The organism is Candidatus Dormiibacterota bacterium, assembly GCA_035544955.1.
Taxonomy (GTDB): Bacteria; Chloroflexota; Dormibacteria; order CF-121; family CF-121; genus CF-13.
In genome coordinates this window covers 153,197-179,899 of record DASZZN010000012.1, presented here as the reverse complement: position 1 = coordinate 179,899, position 26,703 = coordinate 153,197, and the positions used below count along the sequence as shown (strand labels likewise).

Below are 26,703 nucleotides of genomic sequence, written 5' to 3'. Positions count from 1 at the left end.
GTCAGAATTGCGAGATCGCCCGCGTGATCCGGATCGAGCGACGACTGACCGGGGCACGCTGGCTGGTGGTGGCGGTGCCGCTGGGATCACTAATCGGCGCGGCAATTCTGTCCAGCATGATCCTGTTCCTGACCGGGCACGATCCGATCGCAACCTGGGCACGGTTGCTGGATCGCGGGTTCTTTGCCAGCGGCGCGATGAGCGCCACCCTCGTGAGTGCCACCCCGCTATTGTTGACCGGTCTCGCCGCCGCCGCAGCCTTCCGGATGCAGACCTGGAACATCGGCGCCGAGGGCCAGCTCTATCTCGGCGCGATCGGCGCATCCGGGATCGGCATCGCGCTATCCGGCCAGCCTGCGCTGATGATCATTCCAGCTATGGTCGTCGCAGGATTGGCCGCCGGCGCGGCCTGGGCGGCCATCCCGGGCGTGTTGCGAGCGTACACCCGGACCAACGAAATCATCACCTCGCTGATGCTCAACTACGTGGCCGGGCTGCTCATGAGCTACCTGATCTTCGACAGCCATTCCTACTGGCGTGATCTGTCCAGCTTCACGGCTCGGGTGTTTCCGCAGGGTAAGTACCTCTCGGAGGCCGGCAGCTGGCCGAGCTTTGTAATCGGGGGAATCGTCATCCCGCTTGGCTTGCTGCTCGGCATGGTGGCAGCGGCATTCCTATGGCTCGTCTACACCGCGACCCGGTTCGGGTTCGAAGCCCGTGTCATCGGTGACTCACGCGCCGCCGCACACTACGCCGGCATTCGAACCCGGCGGAAGATCGTTGCGGTGATGGCCCTATCCGGCGCGCTCGCCGGGCTTGGTGGCGCCAGCGAGATCGGTGACTTTCGGCATGTTCTCGATCCGCGCGGCCTTCAGCAGGCGAGCTTTGGCTACGGCGGGATCGTTGTTGCCGCGCTGGCGCGCCTCAATCCGTTTGCGGTGATCGTGGTTGCCATCTTGCTCGGCGGGCTGTCCAATGCCGGATTCAGCTTGCAGGGGGCTACCTTTCCGGCGGGGCTGGTCGGCACTCTGCAGGGTTTGATCCTGTTCTGCGCCCTGGGCGGTGAGCTGCTTGTCCACTATCGCATTCGGATCGGTCGTCCAACGAGGAAGGCGCCACAGCTGGGTCCGGCAGGGGTCGCGTGATCAACGACAGCGTGTTGGTGGTGATCGCGGCGTCGGCGATTTCATATGGAACGCCGCTGCTCTTTGCCGCCCTCGGGGAACTGCTGGCGGAACGTTCGGGTGTGCTGAACCTTGGCGTCGAGGGCATGATGCTGATCGGGGCGGTCACCGGCTTTTGGGCGGTGCAGACGGTGGGCGGCCCAGGCTGGGTGAGCCTGCTCACCGCCGTCGTGGTGGCCGCGCTGGCGGCCGCCGCCACCAGCTCGATCCACGCCTTCCTGACGATCACGCTGCGGGCGAGCCAGATCGTGTCCGGCCTGGCCCTCACCATCTTCGCCGGTGCCAGCGGGCTTTCCTCATACATCGGCCACGTGGCGAATCTTGGCGGCAAGCCTGCCCGCCACGAGTTCGACGCCCTCAACGTCCTCGGGCTTCGCGACGCGCCGGTGATCGGACCGATCCTGTTCCATCAGAATGCCCTGACGTACGTGTCTTGGATGCTGGTCGCGCTGACCCTCTTCTACCTCTACCGAACTCGACCCGGCTTACACCTGCGAGCAGTTGGCGAGTCGCCTGGGACCGCGGACGCGATGGGCGTCAACGTGACGGCCTACCGCTACATCCACGTGATGATCGGCGGGGCGCTGGCGGGGATCGGCGGGGCGTTTTTCAGCCTGGCCATCACCCCCAGCTGGCTCGACGGTATGACGTCCGGTGCCGGCTGGATCGCGATCGCGCTGGTGATCTTCGCCTTCTGGCGTCCGGAGCTGGCCCTGGTCGGCGCGTACCTCTTTGGCGCCTTCTCGAGCCTCGCGTTCACCCTGCAGGCGCGTCAGGTGCATCTGCCGCCGGAGGTCTTTGGCTCGCTCCCCTATCTGATGACGATCGTCGTGCTCGTCCTTGTGTCAACCGGCTGGGCCCGGCGTCGGCTCGGCGCTCCGGCGTCGCTCGGCGTTCCCTACGTCCGGGAGGAACGCTAGACATGCAGGGACGCGTGACGGCCAGCCACACGACCGCGATGCATTCATACGACAACGCCTACGCCGGCCGGCTGATCGTCAATGTTGGCCGGGCCGGGTTGCACATAGTGACCAACCCGCTCGACAACGCGGTCTCAAGGGTCGCTCGATCACTACACCATCCGCCGCGGGCACACATGGGTCAAAAGAGCTGCTCGCCGCCGGGGTCAATGTCTGCCTTGGCCACGACTCGGTGATGGATCTCTGGTACCCACTCGGCAAGGCCGACCCGCTCCAGGCGGCCTTCACCCTCGCCCACTCCGGGCAGATGTCAGGCTTCGAGGAGATACGGACGTTGATCGATATGATCACCGTCAACGGCGCGGGCGCGCTTGGGTTAACCGACTACGGGTTGGAGCCCGGCTGTGGGGCAGACCTGGTCCTCTTCGACGCACCGACCGAGAGCGACGCCGTCCGGCTGATGGCGCCCGGAGGAGCCAGTCGACTTCATGCCGTAAGGATCTGCAGCCTCCGTCATTACATCCAGATAACCCCAACGCGCGAACTCCAGTTAGGCACAAGCACCCAGTGGGGGGTGTGGGCCGGCCTGGCCGTCATGCTGGTTTTCGGCGGAGCGTCGATTTGGGCGGCGGTGACAGCGACCGATCCGGCCGTGGCCTGGATCTTCGGGGGCGGAGCAGCCTTTTGCATTGGAGTGGCGTTCCTTGGTGCTTACGTGTTTGGTCGACAATCAACGATGTTTGTTGAGGACGGAAACCTGGTCGCGCGTACCCCTTTCTCCGTTCGCAGAGTGGCGATTGCGGAGGTGTCCCGCCTGGAAGTCAGGCTGAAGCGAACCAGAGGAGGAATTGCCTACCGCGAACTGGTCGTCGTGGATCAGACTGGCATATCTCGCGCGAGCATTCTGGCGGACGATTTTTCTGACTCCAGGATTGCCCATTTCGCCAAAGCGGCGGGCCTCCGCTTCAAAGTGGACTAGACCTCGTCGCCGGACCCGCTCACCGGGTCGGCCAGCGGGCGCCCAAGGGTCAGCAGAGGAATTGCCTCGCGGATGTACTCCAGGCCGGAGCCCACCGTCCAGATCACCGCGATCAGCAGCCCCCACACGCCCACCGTGAATGGTCCCGCCGGGCTCACCAGTACGCTGCCGGGCGGGGTGTGGCTGCTCAGCAAGCCACCCTGGCGGGCGTCGCCCTCGAGCAAAACCAGGAAGAGAGCGACGATCGTAATGATGGTCTTGGCCTTTCCCCAGCCACCGGCGGGGATGACGACGCCGAGCGCTGCCGCGTAGCTACGCAGCCCCGTCACCAAGAATTCGCGGGCTATGATCACCGCGGCCATCCAACCCGGAGCCAGATGGACCGCGGCGAGCGCGACCAGCAGGACCGCGATCAGGATCTTGTCGGCGGTCGTGTCGAGATAGATGCCGAATGGTGACACCTGCTTGCTGCGCCGTGCGATCTCACCGTCGAGCGTGTCGGTGAAAGACGCCAGCACGAAGAGCACCGCCGCCGCCAGGTAGCCGTAACGGCCACCCGAAACGATCAGGACGTAGAGGATGGGAGCCGCGACGATCCGGGAGAAGCTGAGTAGGTTGGGAGCCGACCAGAGGGATGCCACGGCGATCAGCGCCGCCGTACCGCGACATGGAGCGCGACGATGCCGACCGTCATGCGCTCCACCGAAACCGTAAAGCCCAGACCCTCCAGCTGCCACGCCAGCTCCGCCGGCCGGGGGAAGGCTTGCACCGTGTCCGCCAGGTACCGGTACGCGGACGCCTCGTCGCCGCTTCGCAGGCCAACGACGACCGGCATGACACGGCTGAGATAGAAGCGGTAGGCGCGCATCAGCAAGCCACGCGGCGGCGGAGCGAACTCGAGGATGACGAGGCGCCCGCCGGCGCGGAGGACCCGAAACATCTCGCGCAGCGCGGCCTCTCGGTCGACGAGGTTGCGCAAGCCGAATGCGATGGTGACGGCATCGACGCTGCCGTCGGCCTCGTTGAGCCGGGTGACGTCACCCAGGCGATACTCGACGCGTGGTTCACGCTGGCGAGCCAGCTCTAGCATCGCGGGCGAGAAGTCGATCCCGATTACCCGGCCGGATGGACCCACATACGGGAGGAGCTCATGGGCGAGTCTGCCCGTGCCGGTGCACAGGTCGAGCGCCGTCTGGCCCGGGCGAAGCGCCGCGCGGCGGGCGGCCCGGCGGCGCCACGCGCGGTCGCGGTCCGCGCTGAAGAGCCGGTTGCGAGCGTCGTATCGGGCGGCCACCTGGTCGAACATCTGGCGGATTCGATCAGCCCGCGCCTCCTGCCCCACGTTCATGATTATGGCCGCCTCAGGCCGGATCCCGATTGCGACCGGTGCAGCCGTGGAGTACGGTGATCTCATGGCAGAGCTTGGCCGCCCAGTCGGAATCGGGCTAGCGGCCCGGGGCGACGTGCGCGAAGCCGCGGCATGGGCGCGCCGGGCGGAGGACCTCGGCCTCGATTCCATCTGGGTCCACGACAGCTATTTCGAGCGCGATCCCATTACCTACCTGAGCGCGATGGGGATGGAAACGCGCCGCATCGGACTGGGTGCCGGCGCCCTCAACCCGTACACCCGCCATCCGGTCGTGGTGGCGATGACGATGTCGGCCCTCGATGATCTCGCGCCGCGCCGGGTCACGCTGGCCCTGGGAAGCGGCTTGCCGCTGCGGCTTGCGCAGATGGCGATCCCCTACGACGACACGGTCGCCCGCGTTTCGGAATCGATCGACCAGATCCGCCGGCTATGGAACGGCCAGCCGCTGACGCTCAATGACAAAGTCCCTCCGCTCCAACCGATGTTTCAACCGCCGCACCGGATCCCGATCTACATCGCGGCCTACCGCACACCCTTCCTGGACCTCTGCGGCGAGAAAGCCGACGGCTACCTGGCCCGTCCCGCGGAATCGCTGCCGGCCTTCCAGAAGATGCGCGCCCGCGTCCTCGAGAGTGCCTCGGCCCATGGTCGCTCGGCCAGCGACATCGATTTCCGTGGCTACCTCCTCTGCCTCTTCGACAGCAGCCGGCAGGAAGCGCTGAACCGGGCCAAGCGCGAGCCGTTCGTCATTTACATGATCTCAGTTCTCAGCGACATCTCGATGAAGCGCGCGGGATTCGACCCGGCGCTGCGCAGCCAGATCGCGACCGCCTGGCGAGCTGAGGATTATCACCGCGCTGGAGAACTGATCCCCGACGAGCTGCTGGACGCCTTCATCCTCTGTGGCTCCGTGAAAGACGTGGCGGCGCGTGCGGCTGCCTACCATGACGCCGGCATGGATGTTCCGCTGCTGCAGCCGATCCTGCAGGAGACGGCCCAGGTCGACGCGGTCCTCGACGCCGCGGTCGCCTACGCCTCTGAGTCGGTGACGGCCGCCACAGCCCCCTCCCTGCCCTCCCCCAGAGGGGGAGGGAAAGAAAGGCCCGGGATTGGTCGTAGGCTGGGCGGGGCCTGGGAGGTCGTCCGCCCGTTCAGCTTCACCGCATCGGTGTTGCCGGTCTCGGTGGGCGGCGCGATCGCGCTCAGCCAGGGACGGATGCACTGGCCGCTCTTCGTCGCCGCGTTGCTCGGGGCGCTCGGTTTGCATATCGAAACCAACGTGATCAACGAGATCTATGACGTTCGGCACGGAATCGACTCGATCACGTCTCCCCGGATGTCGATGGCGATCCTCAAGGGCCGGATCACCGAGCGCGATGCCTTCGTGGTCGCCTGGTCGGGATTCATCCTTGCCCTCCTGATGGGCATCTTCCTCCTGCTCCAGCGGGGCTGGCCCATCGTGCTGCTCGGATTGATCGGCTTCATCGGCGGCTACTTCTATACCGCCCCACCCTTCCAGTACAAGTACCGGGCGCTCGGTTTGCCTCTTGTCTTCCTCTTGATGGGGCCCCTGATGGTTGTGGGTTCATATTTCGCGGTGACCGGCGCCTTCGACCCGAACCTGCTGATCGTCTCGCTCCCGGTCGGACTGCTGGTGACGGCGATCCTGCACGGGAATGAGTGGCGCGACGTCGCGGAGGACACGCGGCACGGATTTACAACCTTCTCGGCCCAGGTCGGCCGGGAGGCGGCGCACTGGGTTTACGTGATGCTCGTTCTCGGGGCCTACGTCGCCGTCGGCCTGGCGGTGATGGTCGGCGCCCTGCCGAAGCTCGCGCTCCTCACGCTGTTCAGCCTGCCGCTGATGGCGTTGATCCTTCGTGATGCCGAGCGCGGAGCCGAGGGCCACCTGCGCGCGATCGCGATGATCGACCTCATGACGGCCCGCCTGCACAGCGCCTTCGGAGTCCTGCTGCTGGTCGGCCTGGTCGCGGGATCGGCAGTCCGCTGAAGCGCGTTATTGCCGGCCTGGGCCTGGCCGCCGCGGTCTGGACGGCCGCCTTCCGCGGACCGCGGTCGCAGTTCTGGCTCCGGATGACGCTTGGGGTTGGCGGCCTGGGCGCCTACGCACTTGCCGCCGAGCCCGCCCTGCGCCGCGAACGGCCGCGCCTCCGGGATTTCGCCAAGGGGTTGGGTTCGGCGGCTGGACTGTACGCAATCTTCCAGGTCGGCGACCGGATGGCGCGGCGAATCATGCCCGCCGGCGATCGCGAGATCGGCCGGATCTACGAGCTGCGGACGGCGGGCCCACGCCCCGCGATCGCAACGGCGCTCGGTCTTGTCATTGGCCCTGGCGAGGAACTGTTCTGGCGAGGTCTGGTTCAGCGAGGCCTGATGCGACGCTACGGACGCGTCCGCGGCACACTGATCGCGTCGTCGATCTACGGCGGCGTCCACCTCGTGTCCGCAAACCTGACGCTTACCGGTGCCGCGGCCACAGCCGGCCTCTACTGGGGGGCGCTCTATGCGAAAGAACAACGCCTCGCTCCGCTGATCATCAGTCATGTCTCCTGGGATATCTGGATCTTTCTGATCGCGCCGACCGGGTAAAGTGATGCCATCCTCGAGACCAAATTGAAGCTAGGACGGGAGCTGATCAGCGGCGATGCCATCCAGAAATGCGTGCGCGAGATGGCTGAGCAAGTTTCCCGGGACTACCAGGGCCTGGAGCGACCGCTCATCCTGCTCTCGGTTCTCAAGGGCTCAGTCTGTTTCGCGACGGACCTCAGCCGCCATCTGACAGTCCCCGTGAACTTCGATTACGTCGCGGTCAGCAGCTACGGTGCCGAAACCCAATCATCGGGACACGTCCAACTGCTCAAGGACCTCACCATGGACGTCACCGGGCGTGACGTCTTGATGGTGGAGGACATCATCGACACTGGGTTGACGACCTCGTTCTTGTTCGACCATGTCCAGCGCCATCGACCGAAGTCGCTGAAGCTCTGCGTCCTTCTCAACAAAGAGGAACGCCGCATCACGCCGGTCCCGATCTCCTACAAGGGGTTTGACATCCCCAACGAGTTTGTCGTCGGCTACGGGCTCGATTTCGACGAGCTTTACCGGAACCTCACTGCGGTCCACATCCTCGAGCCGTAGCTCAGGAATCCTCGGTTAGCGACGCGGCCGTTGTCCAACGATCCCGACGAAGATGATGACGGCGACGAAAAACAGAAGCAACCCACCCCAGGGGTTAGCGAGCCGCAATAACGCGTTGACCTGAGCGGGAAATAGCGTCGACGCGAGAAACAGCACCGCGATCAGCAGCGTCACGCCCTGCCAGCCAAGGCGAAGCGTGCGGGGCATGTGATCGATGTAGGCGTAGTAAGGAGAAAAGACTCGCCGGCCAATACCGGCAGGATTAATCACCAGGACGGCGATGACCAGGAAGATGACGAACGCGATGATGGGAATTCGCTAACGTTACTGGTTCGCGCCACCCTCGAGCGTGGTCAGGAGCTTCTTGGCGGCGTTGATCGGGATAGCGAATCCGACGCCCACATTGCCGGCAACGGGGCTCTCAATGGAATCGTTGATGCCCACCACCTGACCAAGCGAGTTCAGCAATGCGCCACCCGAGTTCCCGGGGTTGATTGGCGCGTCGGTCTGGATCAGGCCGGTGAGCCCGGTGCTCTGATTACTCCGATTGAGCCCGGAGATGACACCCGACGTCATCGTTTCGGCGAGTCCGAAGGGGGCGCCGATGGCATATGCCGCGTCGCCAACGCGAACCGTGTTCGAGTCCCCGAGCGCGAGCGGGTGCAGGCTCGACGCCGCCACCGAAACGTGAACGACCGCCAGGTCGGCGCTGGTGCTCGACCCGGCCACTGTGGCAGCCACCGTTTTGCCGTCGCTGAACGTCACCTGGATCTGGCTCGCCCCGGATATCACATGCTCATTGGTCAGGATGTTGCCGGCGGTATCGAGCACGATTCCCGATCCGGTGCCCTCGCCGACCCGACCGCGGCGAGCAAGCTCGGTGGTGATGGTCACCACCCCCGGCGCGGCCTTCTGGTAGATCGCGGCGGCGGTCAACGGCTGCGCGGCGACTGTGCTGGTCGTCGATGACGATGTCGTACTCGAGCTCGCTGAAGGGGCGGCTGCCGCAGGCAGGCGGCTGATGACCGCCTCCGCGCCCAGCACGCCGCCGGCGAGTCCGCCGATCACGACCACGGCCGTCAGGAGCACGGTCCGAGAGCCCGGACCACCACCTCGCGGTGCCGCCGACGGTGGCGGCGGCGGTGGCGGGCTTGAAGGCGGCTCTGGCGCGCCGAAAGGCTCCGCGATCACGACCTCATCATGGATGGTGCACCCTTACGAAACGATGATGGCCAGCTAAGAGGGAGCTAAGACTTTGCGCGGGTCAGGACGCTTCCCGGGCACCGGGGCGGCCGGCCTGGATGGTGAACTCGCCCCGTTGGCCCAGCACATCGCCAACGGTCTGGCTGAGGCGACTGGGCAAAAGATTCACTTTCACCAGGTAGGCGACCGCGCCCAGTCGGTGCGCCTCCTGGATCAGCTGCGGGCTGTCATCTTCGCTGCAGACGATGACCGGGACTTCGTCGGTGGCCTTGTCCTCGCGCAGCGCGGCGAGCACCTGCAGCCCGTCGAGCTGCGCCATATGGATATCGAGCAGGATGAGGTCGGGCATCAGGGAGCGGGCCATGCTCAGCCCGACGGCACCGTCCGACGCGACGGCGACGCGATAACCCTCGAGTTGAAGCTTGAGCTGATAGAGATCAGCAATGTCCGGATGATCTTCGACCATCAGGACGCGGGGCTGGGGCGCCATCATCTCCCTCAGGGGCTATCAGCGTAAGGCCGGATGGCGGCGCGGTCAAGCCACGAGGAGAGTGAAAAATGCTCCCGAACAGCACTCATTTTCTGACACGGTTTCACAGTGATGAAAACGCGTCGTCGGTGCGGGGCTCTGGGTCTAGTGGCTGCAGCCGCGAGCGGTGCCGGCGTCGCCGCCGGTGTCGAACGAGCTACCGCATGAGCAGCTCGAGACGGCGTTGGGGTTGTGCACCGTAAAACCGCCGCCCATCAGGCTGTCAACGAAATCGATCTCGGCACCCTTGATGTACTGCGCGCTGACCGAGTCGACAAACAGCCGCACGCCACCGACGTTGCTGATCGCGTCGCCGTCTTCGGGGCGATCCTCGAAGCCCATGCCATAGGACATGCCCGAGCAGCCGCCTGGCTGGACGAAGACGCGCAGGCCCATCTCCGGGCGTCCCTGCTTCTGCAAGAGGTCACGCAACTGTGTGAGGGCGGAGTCCGTAATACTGATCAGTTGGGTGTCTTGTTCGATCATTTCCTGAGCCATATTGAAGTCATTATAAGGCCAACCCCCGCGAATTCGGTCAGATTCGATCTGTAACGGAGCGGTGACGCCGGCTAGGGAAATTGCTGTTTGGCCAGCGGGCGGAGCGCGTGGGTGTGCCCGACCGGCCGCCAGCGGACCGCCACGACGGTGTCTTTTGCCGCCGCCAGCATCTCTCCTGCGGGAAGCGGTGAAATGACGCCAGGGCCTTCGCGGGAGCGGGCTCGCACCCTTCGGATCCCGTAGACATAGCGGCGCCGGCCTCGATAGGTGAAGAAGGGGGGCTGGTCCGGGTCGCCCGCACGCACCAGCCGCTCGATCTGCTCGAACGGCTGGTCCCAGTCGAGCCCGACCTGGCGGACCGGTGGCTCATAGCTCCCGCTGCCCGCCTGGGGAACGATGCCCTCGGCCCGGCCAGCCTCCAGTCGCGCCAGCGTCTCGTCAAGGGCGCCGAGGCCTTCCGTCACCAGCCGTTTGCTGAGCGTGCCCGCGGTGTCCTCGTCGTAAACCTCGACCCGCCGTTGAGCCAGAATCGGCCCGGCGTCGATCCGCGGCACGGTCTGGTGGACGGTGATGCCGGCCTCCCGGTCGCCATTGACGATCGTCCAGTAGATCGGCTCTGGGCCACGGTGGCGGGGAAGCAGCGACGGGTGGACGTTGAGCCAGCCGCGGGTCGGGACGGCCAGCGTCTGCGCCGCGAGGATCTGGTCGAAGCTGGCCATGACGACGATGTCGGGCTCGTAGGCACTGAGGCAGCGGACAAACGCATCCGAGTTAGCGTCGGCCGTCACCTCCACCGGACGGCCGAGATACCCGGCAATTCGCGCGATCAAGTCGGCCTTGGGGTGAGTGCGTTGCCAGCGCGTGCTGCAGACAACGGCCACGAGGTTGACGCGCTTTTCGATCAGGTGCAGCAGAAATGCGGTCCCGTAGTCCGACGGGATGCCGAAGAACACGACCCGAGGTCCCTGGTCGTCGAGGCGACGACCGGCGTACGGCTGTGCCGGCACCTCCTCGAGGTCGATCGGGACCATCGAAAACTCCGGCTTCGACCATAAGCGGGTGGCCAGCTGATCGAGCCAGGGATCGTCGAAGGCGGGCTGATGATCGAGCGTCACCTCCCTCACGCCATCGCCCGGCGGACGATCGGCGGGCGCTGCTGATCGTCGCCGTACGCCCAGCCCAGCAGGTCCATGACATGAACGACGGGAACGTCGTGGCCCGCGCGCTGCAGCCCCATCCCAACCTGAAGGACGCACCCGGGGTTGGCCGATGCGATCACTTGCGCACCGCAATCGATGATGTTCCGCACCTTCCAACCGAGCGCCTCTTCGGAGATCTCCGGGTGGGTCAGGTTGTAGACACCAGCCGAGCCGCAACACCAATCTGACTCCTTCATCTCGACGAGCTCGATGCCGGGAATCATGGCGAGGACCTGTCTCGGCTGCCGGTGCACCTTCTGGCCGTGCAACAGGTGGCACGGGTCCTGGTAGGCGACTTTGAGGCGGATGGCGCGAGTCGGTGGTTGGAGGCCGAGCGCGATCAGGAACTCCGAGGCATCCTTCACCGTCTTGGAGAAAGCCGGCGTGGCCTCCCGGCGCCCGGCGTCATTGCGGAGCTGCACCTCGTACTCCTTCATGTTCGAGCCGCAGCCCGCAGCGTTGACGACCACCGCGTCGAGGCCCGGGCCGCCAAAAGCGTCCATGGTCAGGCCGGCGAGGTGCTCGGCGGTCTGCGCCTCCCCGGCGTGCGAGGCCAGGGCGCCGCAGCACACGCGCGCCGATGGCACGATCACGTCGCAGCCGTTGCGCGCGAGGGCGAGCGCGGTGCGGCGATTCGTGCCCCGGAACATCTCGTCTTGGACACAGCCGGTCAGCAGGCCGACGCGGGCGCGACGGGCGCCCTGCGCCGGAGTCAGCGCAGGCAGTGGCGTCCGATACGGACTCGTATCACCCACGGGCGGGAAGGCCGCAAACTTGCCCAGAGGCAGGACCTTCCAGGCGCCGCTCCGGCGTAAGAGCGCAGACAGCCGCAGCGCGCGCGTGGCGCGGTAGAGCCAGCCGGCGATCTTCAAGCGACGCGGATGCGGCAGCAACCCGTTGAGGAGCACGGCCCGCACCATCCGGTCGCGGCGATTCTGGGGTGGGGTCTTCGCACGAGCCATCTCCATCACGGTTCCGAACTGGACGCCGGACGGGCAGGCGGTTTCGCAAGCACGGCAGTTGAAGCACTGATAGATGTGGGCCTGAAAGCGCGGGTCATCGAAGGCCACCAGGCCGAGCGTCGCCTCTTTGATTTGCCACATCCGCCCGCGCGGGCTGTCGCCCTCGTGGTGCAGGGTGCGGAAGGTCGGGCACTTGGGGAGGCAGAGCCCGCAGTGAATGCAGTCGCGGACCAGGTCCATGTCGATGCCGGTGGCCGGGGTTGGCACGCCATCCCGCTGGAGCTGCGCCTTGAAGTCGAGGGTGGACAGTTCGGTCATCGGCTCACCACTAAATCCCGCCCACGAACCGGCCCGGGTTGAGGATCCCATTCGGATCGAGGGCCTGCTTGAGGGCACGCATGATGGGAAAGCCGGGTGGCGGCGGTCCCCAGACGTCAACGGCCTGTTTGACGGCGACGGGAGCCGCAGCGACCACCACCTGCCCCTCGGCGCCGGCCGCGTCGCGCAACCGTGAGAGGGTCCCGGCGGCCGATGTCGCCGGCACCCGGACGTCGACCACGCCCGACGCGGGCTGGGCCAGCACCCGGGCATCCGCCCGAACGGCCGCGATCAAGTTTTGGCTTGAGTTAAGAGGAACGACGGCGCGAAGCACCACCCCCTCGTCCGCGGGAGCGGACCAGTCCCTGGCGGCGTCCCAGAAAGAGGGCGGGATCCCCGGTTCATCGACAACGCCGCCGGACTCGTGGATGAACCCAATGGCCACGTCCTTGGCCGCATCGACCTCGCGGGCATAGCCTTCCAGCTTCAGAGCGAGGGTCCACTGGGCCGGGCCCCCACCCCGACCCTCCCCTGCATGCGGGGGAGGGAGAAACTCGGAAAAGGTCTCACCGTCGAGGACGATGGCGGCAGCGGGCGCGAGGTACTGGCGGGCCAGCTTGAGCCCCACCGCGAGGGCGGGCCCCGGCGCCTCGAAGTGGGCCAGCAACGTCGCTTCCGCCTCGGGCCGGGCCTGGACTTTGAAGTTCACTTCCGCGACCACGCCCAGCGTGCCGAGCGCGCCGATGTGCAGCTTCATCAGGTCATAGCCCGCGACGTTCTTGACAACCTTGCCGCCCGCTCGCGCGACCTTGCCAGACGGGTACGCCACTGCGATGCCGATCACCCAGTCGCGGACGGTGCCATAGCGCCCGCGGGTAAGGCCGTTGGTGTTGGCTGCGACCATCCCGCCGACCGTCGCGTGTTCGGGATGCGGTGGATCGAGCGGGAGCCTCTGACCCTGGGCCCGCAGCGCCGCCTGCAGGTCGCTGAGCCGCATCCCTGCCTCGACTCGGCAGGTGAGGTCGGCCGGCTCGTACTCGAGCAGACGCGTCATCCGTTCGGTCGAAAACGCAACCTCGTACCGCCTGGGTGGGGCGCCCAGCCGCATCTGCGTCCCTCCGCCCCAGACCACGACGGCGGCCGGCCCCTCGTCACAGGCGTGCAGGTCACGCGCGGCTTCACCGGCATCGTTCGGGCGCATCACGGTCGACGGCAACAGACCATCCACGCTGAAGGTTCGTTGCTCGTCGACGGTGATCTCTTGCCCGGGCAATGCTTGCGGACGCGCCTTCACACCCACACGTCGTCTCCCGCGGGAACGGCGGCGCGCGGCTGTCGTCGAGGGGATCCTTCCGGTATCGGCACACGTGGAGGCTTGGCGCCTTTGCTGGGAAACACTTTTCCGGGGTTCATCAGGCGTTGCGGATCGAAAACACGGCGAACACGATCCATCACCTCGAGGTCGTCGTCGGAAAAGACGTAGCGGATGTTCTCACGCTTTTCCAGCCCGATTCCGTGTTCCCCGGTCACCGATCCGCCGGCATCCGCGCAGAGTTTCAGGATCTCGTCCCCGATCCGCAGCACCGCTTCATACTGGCCGGCTTTGAAGGCGTCGAAAAGGACGAGGGGGTGAAGATTGCCGTCGCCCGCATGGAAGACATTGCAAATCTTGAAGCCGGTTCGCTCGCTGATGGCGTCGATCTTCGCGAGCGTCTCGGGCAACTTGGTTCGCGGCACGACGCCATCCATCACGTAGAAATCGGACGATAGGCGACCCATCGCGGAGAACGCCCCCTTGCGGCCTTTCCAGAGTGCCTGGCGTTCCCCCTCGTTGCGCGCGACACGCACCTCGGTGGCACCGTTCTCGCGACAGACCTTCGCCATCCGCTCGCCGAGCTCCTCGGCGACCTCTGGCGTGCCGTCGACTTCGAGCAGCAAGACCGCGCCGGCATCCAGTGGATAGCCCGCGTGCGATGCCGCTTCGATCGCCTGGATGGAGAGCTTGTCCATCATCTCCATGGCGGCGGGAAGGATCCCGGTACGCACGATGGCGGACACGGCGTTGCTCGCGGAGGCAACATCGGGGTAGACAGCCATCAAGGTCTTTTGCACCGGCGGCAGGGGCTGGATCTTCACCCAGACCCGCGTGACGACCCCCATCGTTCCCTCCGATCCGACCAGGACACCTGTCAGGTCATAGCCGATGGCCTCCGCGACGTTGCGCCCGCCGACTTGCACCAGCTCGCCGCTGGCGAGGGCGACCTCGAGGCCGGTGACGTGGTTGACCGTGACGCCGTAGAGGAGGGTGTGCGGGCCACCGGCGTTGGTGGCGACGTTCCCTCCTATGGTGCAAGCACCCTGGCTCGACGGGTCGGGTGCGTAGTAGTAGCCATGCGGTTTGAGCGCCTGACTCAGCGCCAGGTTGACGACACCGGGCTGGACCACCGCGCGCAGGTTGTCGATATCGATCTCGAGGATGCGGTCCATCCGGGCGAACGTGATGACGACTCCGCCCTCGACCGGGACGGTGCCCCCGGCCAGGCTGCTGGCGCCTGAGCGCGCCGTGATCGGCACGCCGGCGTCGCAGCACATCTTGACAAGCTGCGCGACCTCCTTCGCCGTCCCCGGGATGACGACGATATCCGGCAGCGCCGTCTCGGGACTGGCGTCGTACTGGTAGAGCCGCATCTCGTAGGGATCCGCGAACGCGTAGTGATCGCCAACCACGCCGCGAATCCGGCCCAGTAGCTGATCGCGATCCACCGCTTCCATTTTGCTAAAGCGTACGCCCCACCCCGACCCTCCCCCGTGCGCGGGGGAGGGAGCGGAGGCAGGGAATTGTTTTGCAGCTAACCGAAGGTTGGGATGATCCCGGGGATCAGGTAGACCTCGATCATGGCGACGATGCCGACGGCGGCCGTGAGGATCAGGCTGTAGCCGATGGTACGGCGGAAGATCTCGCCCTCCGAGCCCACTCGGTTGACGCCCGCCGCGCCCACCGACAGGTTTTGCGGGCTGATCATCTTGCCCATGACACCCCCCGACGAGTTGGTGCCCGCCGTCAGGACAGGACTCAGATGGTGCCCGCCGATGACGATTTGCTGGGCGGTATGGGCTTGCATCGGGCCGAAGAGCGTGTTGGATGCGGTGTCGCTGCCGGTCAAGAAGACGCCCAGCGCACCGATGACCGCCGAGAAGAAGGGGAAGAACCCTCCGGCTTTTGCCATGAGGAGGGCAAGCGTAGACGTCATGCCCGAGAAGTTCATGACGGCGGCGATGCCCAGGATGAAGGCGATCGTCATGATGGGCAGGGCTAGCTGGCGTAGCGTACGCCCGTAGGTCGTAAAGAACAGGCGCAGCGGCGCACCCCGGATTGCCATCACGATAAAGGCGATGATCGACGCGAAGAGCACGAGACTGCCGGCTGCCGATAAGAAGTCCCAGGTAAAGGTGATGGGATAGGGCGTGGACTTGGTCACGATCGTCGGTTCCTGGCTGATCAGGGCCTTCGGTTTGGCCGATGTGCCTTCGTAGCTGAAGGGCCACTGGAATCTCCAGAACGGGAACTTGAAGGCGCCGGCATCCTTTACCGGACTGGGCCCAAACCACGGATTGGGGCAGAGCGCGAATCCCGGCTGGCCGCATTTGAGGTCGGCCGTGATATTCGCGGGTGTGTGGAGGGCGTTCTTCACGTTGCCGGGAGGGCTGCCGGAAAAGAACGGCAAGTTGCCCATCTGGCCGATGAGGATGACCACCACCAGGATCACGTACATCATGTAGGCGCGCACGATCCGGGCAGGCGGATCGGCGACCTGCGCCACCGCGGCGCCGACGCTGCGGAACCTCGGGGCGGCGCCCGGCACCGGCGCGCGGTCGGCGGCAAAGCCCCACAACGTCCTCGGCTTCCAAACGCGAAGTAAGAGAGCGACAGCCGCCATCGAGACCAGCGCGGCGAGCACGTCTGTCAACTCTGGACCGATGAAGTTCGAGACCAGGAACTGGACAACCGCAAAGACGACGCCCGCGGTGAGGACGGCCGGCAGCACTTCGACCATGCGCTTCCAACCCGCGAGGACGACGATCAAGAAGGCCGGGATGATGACCGAGAAGATCGGAAGTTGCCGGCCAACCATGGCGGAGAGTGCCAGGGTGACCTGCGTTTGATCGTTCGCGCTGTGGCCGATGATGGGCGCGGTCAGCAGACCGAGCGTGACGATCGGGATGCCGATCGACCCGAAGGCCACGGGCGCCGTGTTGGCGAGCAGGGCGAGCACCGCCGCGCTGATCGGCTCGAATCCGAGGCTGGCGAGGATGGCCGCCGAGATCGCAACCGGGGCACCGAAACCGGCAATGCCTTCCATCAGGGCGCCGAAGCAAAACGCCACCAGCAGGGCCTGGACGCGACGGTCCCCCGTCAATCGGGTGAGCGAACGGCGGATCACGTCGAAGTCGCCGCTGGCGATGGTCAGGTTGTGGAAGAAGACCGCGTTGAGCACGATCCAGCTGATGGGCCACAACCCATTCGCCATGCCCTCGGTGGTCGCCGAAAGGTCAAGGCCGAGTGGCATGCCCCAGACCAGCGCCGCGAGCACGGCCGCGGAGAGCATCGCCGTCAAGGCCGACATCCAGGCAGGCAGCCGTAGCACTGCCAGCATCACGAACAAGATGTATAGAGGAATGCCTGCGACGATCGCCGAGAGAAAAATGTTGTCGCCGAGCGGCTGGTAGACCTGATGAAACGCCAGGATCGCGATGGCCCCACTCATAACGAGGAAACCTCCCTTCCTTGCAGCATCCGACGCTTTCGTACAGGCGCTTCCGTACACGTTACACAGGGCGGCCCCAAAACGCCACAATTGGCGCCATGGCCGATTCGATGGTCGACAAAAAGACCCGGCCGGCACCTCCGCTCAAGCTGGATGACTTCGAGCCGGCGGCTCGGGCGGTCCTTCCGCAAGGCATCTATGACTACATCGCCGGCGGCTCCGAGGACGAAGCGGCGCTTCGGGGTAACCGCGAGGCCTTTGCCCGCTATCGGTTCCGCTTCAAGGTCCTGGCGTCCACGGACCACACCGACCTGAGCAGCGAGTTGTTCGGCCAGCGCTTCCGGATGCCAGTCCACCTGGCGCCCACCGCGATCCAGCGGATGGCCCATCCCGATGGCGAGCTGGCCGCCTACCGGGCGGCATCGGAGGCAGGCATCGCCTATGCCCTCAGCACGCTGGCGAGCGCCGCCATCGAAGAGGTCGCTGCCGCCGCAAGCGGGCCCCGCTGGTTCCAGCTCTACATGCACGCGGAGCGGGCGGTGAGCGCCGGCTTCGTCGAGCGCGCCGTCGATGCCGGCTACTCCGCGATCCTGCTGACCGTCGACCTCCCCAAGACCGGGCGACGCGAGCGGGACATCCGCAACGCCTTCAGCCTGCCGCAGGGGCTTCGCTACGCCAATCTCGACGACCGGCGTCGAGCGGACCCCGACGAAGGCCCGGATCCGTTCGCGCAGAACGTGAATGCCAACACCCATCCCGGCCTTGGCTGGGCCGACCTCGAATGGCTCGTCGCCAGGACCTCGCTTCCGGTGATGGTCAAGGGCATCGTTCGCTCCGACGATGCCCGCCACGCGGTCGAGGCGGGCGCGCGCGGGCTGATCGTGAGCAACCACGGCGGACGTCAGCTCGACTACGCGATTGCCAGCCTCGACGCGCTACCCGAGGTGGTCGACGCGGTCGGCCGCGACATTCCGGTGCTCATGGATGGCGGCATTCGGCGTGGCACCGACGTCCTCAAGGCCCTCTCCTTGGGGGCAAAAGGCGTGCTGATCGGGCGGCCTTTTCTCTATGCGCTGGCGGTCGGCGGCGCGGATGCCGTGAGTCGCATGCTGGCGATGCTGCGTGAGGAGATGGAGGTCTCGATGACCCTGCTCGGGGTTCGGCGACTCAGCGAGCTGAGTAACGACCTGGTAACGCGGGTCTAAGCGCCGCCCGCCGACTTCTCACTGGCGATCGTGTCGAGGAGGGGCTTGACCGTCTTTGCCTGCCATGCGGCGGCGCCATTCTGGGCGTCCGAGAAGCTGCTGGCAAGCTGGCCCCAGGCTGCCGCCAGGCTCCGGCTCGCCTGCTGGGCCTGTTGGGTTTGGCCGCCCGCCGAGGCCAGGCTGAGCTGCTGCACGCTGGTCGCGACCGCGAGCATGGCGTCGACCCACTTGCTCCAGAGCGGGTCGAGCAGCGCCTCCGGGTCGCTGACCGGCGGCTGCTGCGCCCTCAGGTCGGTGGTCAGGGCGGATGCCGTCCGGGCCGCGTCCGTCCACGCCCGAGCGTTCACACTCGTGGTGAGGCCGCCGCTAATGGTCCGGGCGTCCTGGTTGAGGTTCTGCGCCAGGGTCAGTTGAAGGGTGGCGGCGTGGGTCAGCTTGATGGTGGCTTGCAGCGCCTTGTCCAGGTGCTGCAGGCTGGGCCGATCCGCCGCGATGAACGTCGGCGAGTGGAACTGGAATGGGAGACCGTCCGCCTGGGACATGTACGTTTCGGCGGCCTGAACGTGGCTCAGTGCATCATCCGCGGACTTTTCGGTGGCCTGCGCGAGAGCCAGGTCTTTGGTGAGCTGGTCAGCCGAGAGGCTGATGCCGCCTTTGGCCGACATGTCTGTCCAGAGGCTGCTGACCGCGGTACTCACGTCAGTCGTGCCTTTTCGCGCCAGCGCGAGCTCGCCGGCTTCTGATACCGCCAGCTGCGCCACCCGCTGGGGCAGCACCACCATAAGAAAGGCGCCGACGGCGCCGCCCGCCAGCACGAGCACCAGGATGGCGAAGATCCACGTAGCCCATGAGACTCGGCGGGCCGGCCTGAACACGAGACGCGGGGGAGCCGGTCTGGGAAGGGCCACGAAGACGTAACGCTGGGCGCAAGCCTCGTCTTGCCACCTGCGGCAAGCGCCGCCTCACCGATCTGTGACGGTCCTGAAACCCTTTTGGAACCCTGTGCTAGAGTGAATTTCCCCCAAGGAAATGGCCTACATCATTACCGAGACCTGCGTCGACCTGAAGGACAAGTCCTGCGTCGACGTCTGCCCGGTCGACTGCATCATCGACGGCGGGGCCGAGGACCGGATGCTCTACATCAACCCAGATGAGTGCATCGACTGCGGCGCGTGCGTGGATCCCTGTCCGGTGGCGGCGATCTACCCGGAGGACGAGGTCCCACCGGAGCAAAAGAAGTTCATCGCCTGGAATTTTGACTATTTCAAGAGCGATGCCGACAAGGGTCGCGTTCGCGCCGAGATCAACGCCGCCTACCCGGAGAAGCGAAAGACCGAGGCCTGAGCCTCAGACCGGCTCGAGAGGGGGCTGGGGCTCCCCGCTCAGCGTGGTGGCGGCACGGACCAGCCGGACCGGGAGTTGGATCACGCGGCGGGGCGGGCCCAGCCAGCGCCGCAGCACGGCAAGGAGTTGCGGTGGTGGAAGCGGAGCACCCGCGCCCTCTGTCTCGAACAGGATGTCGGCGATGGCCTCAGCCGGACCCGCCGGCTTTTGCGCGCGGCTCAGCTCCAGCCATCGCGCGGTGATCCACAAGTAAAGGTCCGCTTCCGTCCTCCCGGGGAAATGTGCCAGGATGTCGTACTCGCGGATCAGGTCGGCGATCGGCTTGTAGACGTTGTCGTACCAGCTGGCACTGGCCTCGCCGATAGCAACCTCGCGGTACTGCTGAAGACCCAAAAAATAGCGGTGACCGAGAATGTCCTCGAAGATCCGGTCATAGCGCCCCAGCCGGCTGACGGCGATCGACGCCTCGGGGCGCACGCGGTCGAGCTGGCTGCGCTCCAGGAAGTCGACATACTCCTTGGCCTGGAGCAGGGCCGCCGCATCCATGTCACCACTCAGTGGTGCGCGGGTTCGAACCTGGATCACCCGAGCCGGGATCGTCTTCCATCCCAGGTGGCGGGCAACCGAGACACGATGATGCCCGTCCTTCACGAAGTAGACGTCACCGAGCTGATACACCTCGATGGGCGGCACTGCTTCGCCCCTTCGCATGGCAGCGTCGAGCTGTTCCCAGCGCTTTCGCATCTGGGGCCTCACCGGAAGAAAGGAGGCGTCGAAGTCGTTCGGGCGCCCTACCGAGCCGCGAATGTCATCGATCGGGATGTCCTTCAGCCCGCGGTACGACTGCCCTTCGAGCCGGGCGGCACGGCGCACCTCGTCGAAGGAGAGCAGGGGCCTGGGATCACCGCGGATCACTATGCCGGCGTCACGCAGGAAGGCCTGGATGCGGGCCGTCTCGAAATCGGCCCGGGCCCTCATTTGTTTCATCGCGGAGCGAGCTCGATCAGCCGGTGGCCGACGACGTTGATCACGCGCGTCTCGCCCAGCACGGCCTCACGCGGTATCTCGCGACCGTAGGGATGGATGTGCCCGTGGAGGAGGAGGCGTGGGCGCATCCACTCGACCGCTCGGCGCACCGCCTTGAGCCCGCGGTGGGGTGCATCGGTGGCGTCGTTGACCCCAGCAGGCGGGCCATGGGTGATCAGGATATCGAGGCACCGCGGCCCGAGCCGGACGCGGAGCGCCAGCACCTTGGCCATCATCTGCCCCTCGGTGTACTGGTGAGGACCGTCGCTGTAGCGGATCGAGCCCTCGAGCCCGGCGATCAGCAGCCCCTGCTCCCTTACGATTCGCCCGTCGATCTCGGCGGCAAGCGGGTAGTCACCCTGGCGTCCTGGCAGGTCGTGATTGCCGCGCACGAAGAGTAAGGGCGCCGCGTAGACCGTGGACAACACGTCGAGGTAGTCGGCCGGCAGGTCCCCACAGCCGATCACGAGGTCGATGTGACCCTGCGCCGCGACCGTCCGCTCGTCGACCAGCTGCGGCTCGACCTCATCGCTGACGGCGAGAAGACGAAGGTCCACCGGCAGCCCGGGGCCGCGCGCCGCTACGCCAGCTCGGCGAAGAGGGGATCGACGTCCCGCTGGTAGAGCGGGAGGTCGACGAGCGGGTGATCTTTGAGTGCCGGGACCTTCATGGCCAGCTGCTCATCGTAGGTCGGCAGCTGAATGGAGTAGAAGACGCCCGTCGCCAGGCTGTCACCGGTCTCGTAGGAGGCTCGCAGCGCGAGGCCCTTTTTCTCCACGATCTCGTCGATGCTCGCTGGGTCCTTCACAATCGGATCCCATTTTGCGTCGGCGTCCAGCTTCCGAATGCGGGTTCGACCGATATCCTCGCCGGCGTACCACTCCTTGGTGCGCAGGTCGTTGTAGACCGGGCAGGTCTGGAAGACGTCCAGGAACGAGGTCCCTTTGTGGCTGATTGCCTGCACCACCAACGAGACCAGGTTCTTGACATCGAGGGCGTAGCCGCGTCCGATCCAGGTGTATCCAGCACCGAGCGCGAGGGCGATCGGGTTTACCCCTTCCTGGATCGAAGCTTCCGGCATCGATTTCGTCTTCGACCCTTTCGCGAGCGTGGGCGAGGCCTGGCCTTTTGTCAGCCCGTAGACGCCGTTGTTGAACACGATGTAGGTCATGTCGACGTTGCGACGGCCGCTATTGACGAAGTAGCCGGCGCCGATGCCATAGCCATCCCCATCGCCGCCCACGGCGACCACCGTCAGCTGGTTGTTGGCCAGCTTGGCGCCGGTCGCGACCGGCAGCGCCCGCCCGTGGAGCGTATGCAGGCCGTAGGTATCGATGTAATGCGGTGTCTTGCCGGAGCAGCCGATCCCGGAGATCATCGCGACCTTATAGGGCGGGATCTGGAGCTGGAAGAGTGCCTGCTGGATCGAGCTCAGGATGCCGAAGTCGCCACAACCAGGACACCAGTCGACATGGACCTCGGTCTTGTATTCCTGCAGCGCAAACTTCTTGGGAGCGGCGGCCGCGGCCTCAGGCATGGGACACCATGACCTCCTTCTTTTGCTCCGACAGGGCCGACCGCACGCCCTCGACGATCTCGTTGCGCGAAAAGGGCCGGCCGTCGTACTTCAGTACGTGGTGGTCGAGCGCGATACCGGTCTGCTCGGAAATCAGGGCACCGAGCTGCGCCGAATAGTTGTTTTCGATCAGCACCGTTAGCCTGGCGTTGCGAAGGATCGCCGCCACGGCATCCGCCGGGAAGGGCCGCATCAGGCGGATCTGCAGGAAGTTCACCGAGCGGCCGTCGTTCTCGAGCTCGCTCATGGCGTCGACGATGGCACCCTTGGTCGCTCCCCACGCCACCAGTGTCATGTCGGCCTGCCGCGGACCGTGCAGGGTGAACTTTGACGAGGCCGGAATCTCGCGGGCGGCCGTTTCGAGCTTGGCCATCCGTTTGCGCATCATGGCGATGCGGTTTTCGATGCCTTCGGTGATATGGCCCTCGGGGTCGTGCTCGTCGCTGGTGGTCGAGAAGATCCCGCCGGGCATTCCTGGTATGGTGCGCGGACTGATGCCGTCCGCGGTGATGGCGTGGCGGCGGTAGCCATCACCGTCAGCGTCCACCGGTTGATGGATCAGTCCGCGATCGATCTTCAGCTTGCTCATGTCGATGCCATCGTTGCTGAACATTGATGAGGCCAGGAACTTCTCGAGCAGCACGACCACCGGCATTTGATAGCGATCGGCCCAGTTAAAGCTCTCGAAGCTGTCAGTGAAGGATTCGTCGATATCGCCCGGCGCCACGACGATGTGCGGGAAGTCGCCGTGCGCGGGATGCAGCGCGAATTGCAGGTCAGCCTGCTCGGTGCGGGTGGGGAGGCCGGTGCTCGGCCCGCCACGCTGCCAGAGGAAGACGACCGGGCCGGGAGCCTCCGTGATGGCCGCGAAGCCGAACCCTTCCGACATCAAGGCGAAGCCCGGGCCAGCGGTGGACGTTGCGGCCCGCACGCCCATGTGCGCCGCGCCGATCGCCATGTTGATGCTGGCGATCTCGTCCTCGCACTGGACGACCGTGCACTGATACTGGGGACCCTTCTGCTCCAAATAGACACTCTCGTCGGTCGCGGGGCTGATCGGGTAGTAGGTCTGCATGCCGAGGCCCGCCTTGAGCTTGGCGATGCCCACCGCCTGGAAGCCTTTGATCAACATCCGGTCTTTTCGGCTTTCGACCGGGACCGGCAACAGCCGGCGCTCGGGCTTGGTCTTGAACTGGCTGCGCGCGTAGGCGGCCGCAGCCCGGACCGCCGCCACGTTCATCTCGGCCGCTTCCGCCTTCCGGCCTTTGAACTCGTTGCGAATCGCATCGAAGAGCAGTTCCTCGTCGTAACCGGAGATGCCGATCGACGCACCCAGGGCCACCGTGTTGCGCATGACGATGTACTTGCGCGACTGACCGCCCTTCCCCACCTCTTTCAGGGCCTCTTCCAGGACCTCGAAAAAGGGGATCGGATAGAGGTTGATGTCGTCGCGACCGAACCGGCCCGGGTCGATCTTCAGGTCAGCGTCGTAGATGACGCCGCCGCCGCGCGCCACCTGGTGGACGTGACCCGTGTGGCTGGGATAGTGCTTGCGCTCGGGGGCGTCGCCGAAGAGGGACTCCTGGTCCAGCGCCACCAGCATGTGGATCTCGTCGATGTGGGAATGGACCGGTACCGGCGCGGCCGTGACCCGGTAGTAGCTGTGCTTACCCATGATGTTCGAGTGGAACTCGATGTTGGCGAAGACGTGGAGGCCGCCGTGGCTGAGCGCCTTGGCATAGATCTCCGCTGAGGCGTTGATGCCCCCACCCTGGGGGCCGCCGAGGACCCAGGAAAACTCCCGGCGGCTGAGTTCAGTTGGCACGACCAGCGTTGATTGTAGTGCGTGGTGCCTTAAGTCGGTGGCCGCCAAACCCCTGGGATGGGCTGCCCGCAAATGAGGCAGCTTCCCCGGCCGGTGAGCCTGTCTTCCAGGATGCGGTAGCCGGACCGGCGAATCAGGGTGGTCTGGCAGCGGGGGCAGCGGGTGTCTTCGTAGCGGCCCACCCGGCCCGGCAGGTTGCCGGCGTAGATGTACTGCAGTCCGGCCGCCTCGCCGATGCGGGCGGCACGAAGCAGGGTCTCGGCCGTGGTGTTGTCGGGGTCGCGCATCTTGTAGTCCTTGTGGAAGGCGGTGACGTGCCAAGGGATGCTGGGCGACAAGCCGCTGAGGAACCGCGCGATATCGCCCAGCTCTTCGTCGCCGTCGTTGAAGCCCGGGATAATCAGCGTCACGATCTCCAGCCAGAAGCCCATCTCGTGCACCATCTGGATGCCGTTGACGATGTTCTCCAGCTTGCCGCCCAGCGACCGGTAGTTCTTGTCGCGGAATGACTTGAGGTCGATCTTGTAGAGGTCTGTCCACGGCCGGATGTACTCGAGCACCTCCCTGGTCGCGTTGCCGTTCGAGATGTAGGCCGTCATGAAACCGCGCGGCCGCGCCTCCTTGAAGACCTCGACGGCCCACTCCGAGGTGATCAGCGGCTCGTTGTAAGAGGTGGCGACCACCCTGGCGCCATGCCGTTGCGCAATGTCGACCAACTGACCCGGCGTGACATCCATTGGATCGGCAAGCGCCCCGGGATCGCGCAGGGCCTGCGACGTGACCCAGTTCTGGCAGTACCCGCAGTGCAGGTCACATCCGAGCATCCCGAAGGTGAGGGCGTCCGTCCCCGGAAAGGCGTGGAAGAACGGCTTCTTCTCGATCGGGTCACACTGGAGAGCGCCGACGTACCCGCGCGGCACCATCAGCGTTCCGGCGCGGTTGTAGCGGACCTTGCAGATGCCCCGCAGGCCATCCTTGATCAGGCAGCGGTGCGCGCAGGCGTAGCAGCGGACGTGGTCCTCGGGCAGCTTCTCGTAGAGCGTGCCCAGTGCGCCCTCCTCTACCCGCCGGTCGAGCTCCAGCGAGAACGGCGTGGCCTCCCTGGCCGGCATGGTCTGAATATAGTCGCCATCCGACTGAGTCCAGTCTCAGGACTCCGGCATCGTTGACAACGGCCCGAATCGGCGGGATACTCGCCACGCATAGTGGTTCGCGCCACCCGAACCTCGCGCGTCACCGGGTGGCAAACAGGTGGGGGCCGTGTCAACAGAGCGGCGCGCAAGCGGTATAGGGGCGGCCGAGCTCATCCGCCTGATGTTGCCGTCGAGCTCGAGCCGGCTGACGGTTCCGCAGATTCGCTACCTGGGAAAGATCTTTGCCCTCTTCCGCTGGGCTGCGGGCTTTGCCGTGATTGCTCTTGTCGGCCTCCTCCAGCCGCCAAAGAACCCCGCCCTCCTAGCGCTTCTGCTGCTCTGGGTCGCCGCGTATAACGGACCGGCATCGGTCGCGCTTACGCGCCTGAATAACGACGCCATTCCCTGGGTGATGCGGGCGGTCACCCTGATTGATGTCGCGTCCTACTTCGCGCTGCTGCTCGTCTTTTCGGGAGCTCCGCCGGCGGCTCTGTATGCCTTTTACGCGACGATCCTGATCGAAGCGGTGGCGGTGGACGGAGCCCTGGGCGCGATCTATTCAACCGCGCTTTTTGTCGCGGGTTTCCTTGGCCTTCAGGGAGTGGCGGCCGCTTTCTTCAACAAGCCGTTCTCGGCGGTTGACGTCCTGCTGTGGAGTCTCGCGATGGCCACCGTGGCCAACTCCATGACCCTTGTCAACCAGGTCCTACTGCAGACGGGCGACACACGCGTACTTCCGGGACATGCCGACCAGGTGCTTCGAGGCGAGGTGGATCGGCCTGACACCTTCGAGCGACGAAAGGTTTCCGTCTTGTTCGGCGACCTCGTCGGATTCACCGATCTTGCTGATCGGCTCGAACCCGAGGACCTGTCGCCCGCACTCAATCAGTGCCTCACTGAGATGGCCGCTGTCGCTGGTGTTCACGGCGGCGCGGTCAACAGCTTTCTCGGGGACGGCATCCTCGTTATCTTCGGAGCCCCGAAGCCACTTCCGGAACGGGCGCACGCTCGAGCTGCGGTCGACTGCGCCCTGGCGATGCAAGAAGCGATCATCGCCCTCGCCCCATCGTGGCGCGCGCGCGGGATCTCGGTCGAACCACGTCTACGCATCGGCGTAAACACCGGCTACTGCACACTCGGCGTTTTTGGGAGCCAGGGGCTGCGCATCTACACAGCCCTAGGATCCCCAGTAAACGTTGCGTCACGCTTGCAGGTGGAAGCCCCGCCCGGCGGAATCCTGTCGGGGGCAACCACCTATGCGCTGGTCCAGGACCACGTTGAGGCTGTCCCGCGAGGCCTCGTCAAGCTCCGAGGACTGGCGCGGCCCGTCGAGGCGTTTGAAATTCGCGGCCGGAAAGCGGGCGCCGCGATAGCGGGCTAAAGCGAACGCGCAGGGAGTCGAGGCGAAGCGCGTCCAGCAAGTCCGAGAACCCATACCAGCGAAAGAGGATCTCGCCCATCGAAAGCAAATTACCCATGATCCGGTCCTCCAACTAACTCTGACGGAG

Annotated in this window: 26 protein-coding genes; 9 read left to right on the top strand and 17 right to left on the bottom strand. The window is 65.7% G+C overall.

The window, feature by feature from the left end; translation table 11 throughout:
• Positions 1–23: 23 nt before the first annotated feature.
• From VHK65_04910 to VHK65_04900, 3 genes are read left to right on the top strand one after another with little or no spacing between them, the layout of a single operon-like run.
• Positions 24–1,145, top strand: coding sequence for an ABC transporter permease (locus tag VHK65_04910; protein ID HVS05490.1), 1,122 nt, complete (start codon positions 24–26; stop codon positions 1,143–1,145).
• On the top strand, positions 1,142–2,104 hold the full coding sequence (locus VHK65_04905) for an ABC transporter permease (GenBank protein HVS05489.1): 963 nt from the start codon (positions 1,142–1,144) through the stop codon (positions 2,102–2,104). The genes VHK65_04910 and VHK65_04905 overlap by 4 nt, the downstream gene beginning before the upstream one ends.
• The gene (locus VHK65_04900) at positions 2,025–3,083 is read left to right on the top strand and encodes an amidohydrolase family protein (protein ID HVS05488.1); all 1,059 of its coding nucleotides are present in this window, start codon (positions 2,025–2,027) and stop codon (positions 3,081–3,083) included. Before VHK65_04905 ends, VHK65_04900 begins: the two co-directional genes overlap by 80 nt.
• On the opposite strand, the gene pgsA is transcribed toward VHK65_04900, so the two are convergent.
• Both pgsA and VHK65_04890 read right to left on the bottom strand, forming a co-directional pair.
• Positions 3,080–3,724 carry a CDP-diacylglycerol--glycerol-3-phosphate 3-phosphatidyltransferase gene (gene pgsA / locus VHK65_04895; GenBank protein ID HVS05487.1) on the bottom strand — a complete coding sequence of 215 codons (645 nt, stop codon included), beginning with the start codon at positions 3,722–3,724 and terminating at the stop codon, positions 3,080–3,082. The genes VHK65_04900 and pgsA overlap by 4 nt on opposite strands.
• A 5-nt stretch (positions 3,725–3,729) precedes the next feature.
• Positions 3,730–4,431: a ubiquinone/menaquinone biosynthesis methyltransferase gene (locus VHK65_04890; protein ID HVS05486.1), complete on the bottom strand. Its 702-nt coding sequence runs from the start codon at positions 4,429–4,431 to the stop codon at positions 3,730–3,732.
• 64 nt (positions 4,432–4,495) lie between these two features.
• On the opposite strand from VHK65_04890, the gene VHK65_04885 reads away from it, so the two are divergent.
• The 3 genes from VHK65_04885 to hpt all read left to right on the top strand — a co-directional run bounded on the left by VHK65_04885 (position 4,496) and on the right by hpt (position 7,611).
• The gene (locus VHK65_04885; GenBank protein HVS05485.1) at positions 4,496–6,463 is read left to right on the top strand and encodes an LLM class flavin-dependent oxidoreductase; all 1,968 of its coding nucleotides are present in this window, start codon (positions 4,496–4,498) and stop codon (positions 6,461–6,463) included.
• Positions 6,464–6,546: 83 nt separating this feature from the next.
• A complete protein-coding gene (locus tag VHK65_04880; GenBank protein HVS05484.1) occupies positions 6,547–7,062 on the top strand; it encodes a CPBP family intramembrane glutamic endopeptidase in 516 nt (171 codons plus the stop codon).
• Positions 7,063–7,086: 24 nt separating this feature from the next.
• Entirely contained in the window at positions 7,087–7,611 is a 525-nt protein-coding gene (hpt, locus tag VHK65_04875) for a hypoxanthine phosphoribosyltransferase (GenBank protein ID HVS05483.1), read from the top strand.
• 15 nt (positions 7,612–7,626) lie between these two features.
• On the opposite strand, the gene VHK65_04870 is transcribed toward hpt, so the two are convergent.
• The 9 genes from VHK65_04870 to VHK65_04830 all read right to left on the bottom strand — a co-directional run bounded on the left by VHK65_04870 (position 7,627) and on the right by VHK65_04830 (position 17,086).
• Positions 7,627–7,881 carry a hypothetical protein gene (locus VHK65_04870; protein HVS05482.1) on the bottom strand — a complete coding sequence of 85 codons (255 nt, stop codon included), beginning with the start codon at positions 7,879–7,881 and terminating at the stop codon, positions 7,627–7,629.
• A 54-nt stretch (positions 7,882–7,935) separates the two neighbouring features.
• Positions 7,936–8,802, bottom strand: a complete 867-nt coding sequence (locus tag VHK65_04865; GenBank protein ID HVS05481.1) for a trypsin-like peptidase domain-containing protein — start codon at positions 8,800–8,802, stop codon at positions 7,936–7,938.
• Positions 8,803–8,875: 73 nt separating this feature from the next.
• Positions 8,876–9,307, bottom strand: a complete 432-nt coding sequence (locus VHK65_04860) for a response regulator (protein ID HVS05480.1) — start codon at positions 9,305–9,307, stop codon at positions 8,876–8,878.
• 141 nt (positions 9,308–9,448) lie between these two features.
• The gene (erpA, locus tag VHK65_04855; GenBank protein ID HVS05479.1) at positions 9,449–9,841 is read right to left on the bottom strand and encodes an iron-sulfur cluster insertion protein ErpA; all 393 of its coding nucleotides are present in this window, start codon (positions 9,839–9,841) and stop codon (positions 9,449–9,451) included.
• Positions 9,842–9,912: 71 nt separating this feature from the next.
• The gene (locus tag VHK65_04850) at positions 9,913–10,956 is read right to left on the bottom strand and encodes a methionyl-tRNA formyltransferase (protein ID HVS05478.1); all 1,044 of its coding nucleotides are present in this window, start codon (positions 10,954–10,956) and stop codon (positions 9,913–9,915) included.
• Between the two features lie 5 nt (positions 10,957–10,961).
• A complete protein-coding gene (locus VHK65_04845) occupies positions 10,962–12,320 on the bottom strand; it encodes a (Fe-S)-binding protein (GenBank protein HVS05477.1) in 1,359 nt (452 codons plus the stop codon).
• A 10-nt stretch (positions 12,321–12,330) separates the two neighbouring features.
• A complete protein-coding gene (locus VHK65_04840; GenBank protein HVS05476.1) occupies positions 12,331–13,593 on the bottom strand; it encodes an FAD-binding oxidoreductase in 1,263 nt (420 codons plus the stop codon).
• 17 nt (positions 13,594–13,610) lie between these two features.
• Positions 13,611–15,092, bottom strand: a complete 1,482-nt coding sequence (locus tag VHK65_04835) for an FAD-linked oxidase C-terminal domain-containing protein (GenBank protein ID HVS05475.1) — start codon at positions 15,090–15,092, stop codon at positions 13,611–13,613.
• A 77-nt stretch (positions 15,093–15,169) separates the two neighbouring features.
• Positions 15,170–17,086 carry an L-lactate permease gene (locus tag VHK65_04830; protein ID HVS05474.1) on the bottom strand — a complete coding sequence of 639 codons (1,917 nt, stop codon included), beginning with the start codon at positions 17,084–17,086 and terminating at the stop codon, positions 15,170–15,172.
• 98 nt (positions 17,087–17,184) lie between these two features.
• Between VHK65_04830 and VHK65_04825 the strand changes: the two genes are divergently transcribed.
• Positions 17,185–18,291, top strand: coding sequence for an alpha-hydroxy acid oxidase (locus VHK65_04825; protein ID HVS05473.1), 1,107 nt, complete (start codon positions 17,185–17,187; stop codon positions 18,289–18,291).
• Here the strand turns inward: VHK65_04825 and VHK65_04820 are convergent.
• Positions 18,288–19,199: a hypothetical protein gene (locus VHK65_04820; GenBank protein ID HVS05472.1), complete on the bottom strand. Its 912-nt coding sequence runs from the start codon at positions 19,197–19,199 to the stop codon at positions 18,288–18,290. The two genes, VHK65_04825 and VHK65_04820, sit on opposite strands and share 4 nt — an antisense overlap.
• A gap of 121 nt (positions 19,200–19,320) precedes the next feature.
• Between VHK65_04820 and VHK65_04815 the strand changes: the two genes are divergently transcribed.
• On the top strand, positions 19,321–19,635 hold the full coding sequence (locus VHK65_04815; protein HVS05471.1) for a ferredoxin family protein: 315 nt from the start codon (positions 19,321–19,323) through the stop codon (positions 19,633–19,635).
• Between the two features lie 3 nt (positions 19,636–19,638).
• Here the strand turns inward: VHK65_04815 and VHK65_04810 are convergent, their stop codons facing one another.
• Genes VHK65_04810 through amrS form a run of 5 tightly spaced genes read right to left on the bottom strand, consistent with a single transcriptional unit; the run spans position 19,639 to position 25,174 of the window.
• Positions 19,639–20,622, bottom strand: coding sequence for a ParB N-terminal domain-containing protein (locus VHK65_04810; protein HVS05470.1), 984 nt, complete (start codon positions 20,620–20,622; stop codon positions 19,639–19,641).
• Positions 20,619–21,218 carry a metallophosphoesterase family protein gene (locus VHK65_04805; GenBank protein HVS05469.1) on the bottom strand — a complete coding sequence of 200 codons (600 nt, stop codon included), beginning with the start codon at positions 21,216–21,218 and terminating at the stop codon, positions 20,619–20,621. Before VHK65_04805 ends, VHK65_04810 begins: the two co-directional genes overlap by 4 nt.
• 23 nt (positions 21,219–21,241) lie before the next feature.
• Positions 21,242–22,198, bottom strand: a complete 957-nt coding sequence (locus VHK65_04800) for a thiamine pyrophosphate-dependent enzyme (protein ID HVS05468.1) — start codon at positions 22,196–22,198, stop codon at positions 21,242–21,244.
• Complete coding sequence (locus tag VHK65_04795; GenBank protein HVS05467.1) at positions 22,191–24,062, bottom strand: 2-oxoacid:acceptor oxidoreductase subunit alpha; 1,872 nt, start codon at positions 24,060–24,062, stop codon at positions 22,191–22,193. The genes VHK65_04800 and VHK65_04795 overlap by 8 nt, the downstream gene beginning before the upstream one ends.
• Before the next feature lie 29 nt (positions 24,063–24,091).
• On the bottom strand, positions 24,092–25,174 hold the full coding sequence (gene amrS / locus VHK65_04790) for an AmmeMemoRadiSam system radical SAM enzyme (protein ID HVS05466.1): 1,083 nt from the start codon (positions 25,172–25,174) through the stop codon (positions 24,092–24,094).
• A 148-nt stretch (positions 25,175–25,322) separates the two neighbouring features.
• Between amrS and VHK65_04785 the strand changes: the two genes are divergently transcribed.
• Positions 25,323–26,576, top strand: coding sequence for an adenylate/guanylate cyclase domain-containing protein (locus VHK65_04785; protein ID HVS05465.1), 1,254 nt, complete (start codon positions 25,323–25,325; stop codon positions 26,574–26,576).
• Positions 26,577–26,703 lie beyond the last annotated feature (127 nt).

Bases quoted from the DNA above. Each gene is read 5' to 3' on its own strand.
- VHK65_04890 (HVS05486.1), bottom strand. From the start codon at position 4,431: ATGAACGTGGGGCAGGAGGCGCGGGCTGATCGAATCCGCCAGATGTTC.
- VHK65_04885 (HVS05485.1), top strand. From the start codon at position 4,496: ATGGCAGAGCTTGGCCGCCCAGTCGGAATCGGGCTAGCGGCCCGGGGC.
- VHK65_04880 (HVS05484.1), top strand. From the start codon at position 6,547: ATGACGCTTGGGGTTGGCGGCCTGGGCGCCTACGCACTTGCCGCCGAG.
- VHK65_04860 (HVS05480.1), bottom strand. From the start codon at position 9,307: ATGATGGCGCCCCAGCCCCGCGTCCTGATGGTCGAAGATCATCCGGAC.
- erpA (HVS05479.1), bottom strand. From the start codon at position 9,841: ATGGCTCAGGAAATGATCGAACAAGACACCCAACTGATCAGTATTACG.
- VHK65_04845 (HVS05477.1), bottom strand. From the start codon at position 12,320: ATGACCGAACTGTCCACCCTCGACTTCAAGGCGCAGCTCCAGCGGGAT.
- VHK65_04835 (HVS05475.1), bottom strand. From the start codon at position 15,092: ATGGAAGCGGTGGATCGCGATCAGCTACTGGGCCGGATTCGCGGCGTG.
- VHK65_04830 (HVS05474.1), bottom strand. From the start codon at position 17,086: ATGAGTGGGGCCATCGCGATCCTGGCGTTTCATCAGGTCTACCAGCCG.
- VHK65_04825 (HVS05473.1), top strand. From the start codon at position 17,185: ATGGCCGATTCGATGGTCGACAAAAAGACCCGGCCGGCACCTCCGCTC.
- VHK65_04815 (HVS05471.1), top strand. From the start codon at position 19,321: ATGGCCTACATCATTACCGAGACCTGCGTCGACCTGAAGGACAAGTCC.
- VHK65_04810 (HVS05470.1), bottom strand. From the start codon at position 20,622: ATGAAACAAATGAGGGCCCGGGCCGATTTCGAGACGGCCCGCATCCAG.
- VHK65_04800 (HVS05468.1), bottom strand. From the start codon at position 22,198: ATGCCTGAGGCCGCGGCCGCCGCTCCCAAGAAGTTTGCGCTGCAGGAA.
- amrS (HVS05466.1), bottom strand. From the start codon at position 25,174: ATGCCGGCCAGGGAGGCCACGCCGTTCTCGCTGGAGCTCGACCGGCGG.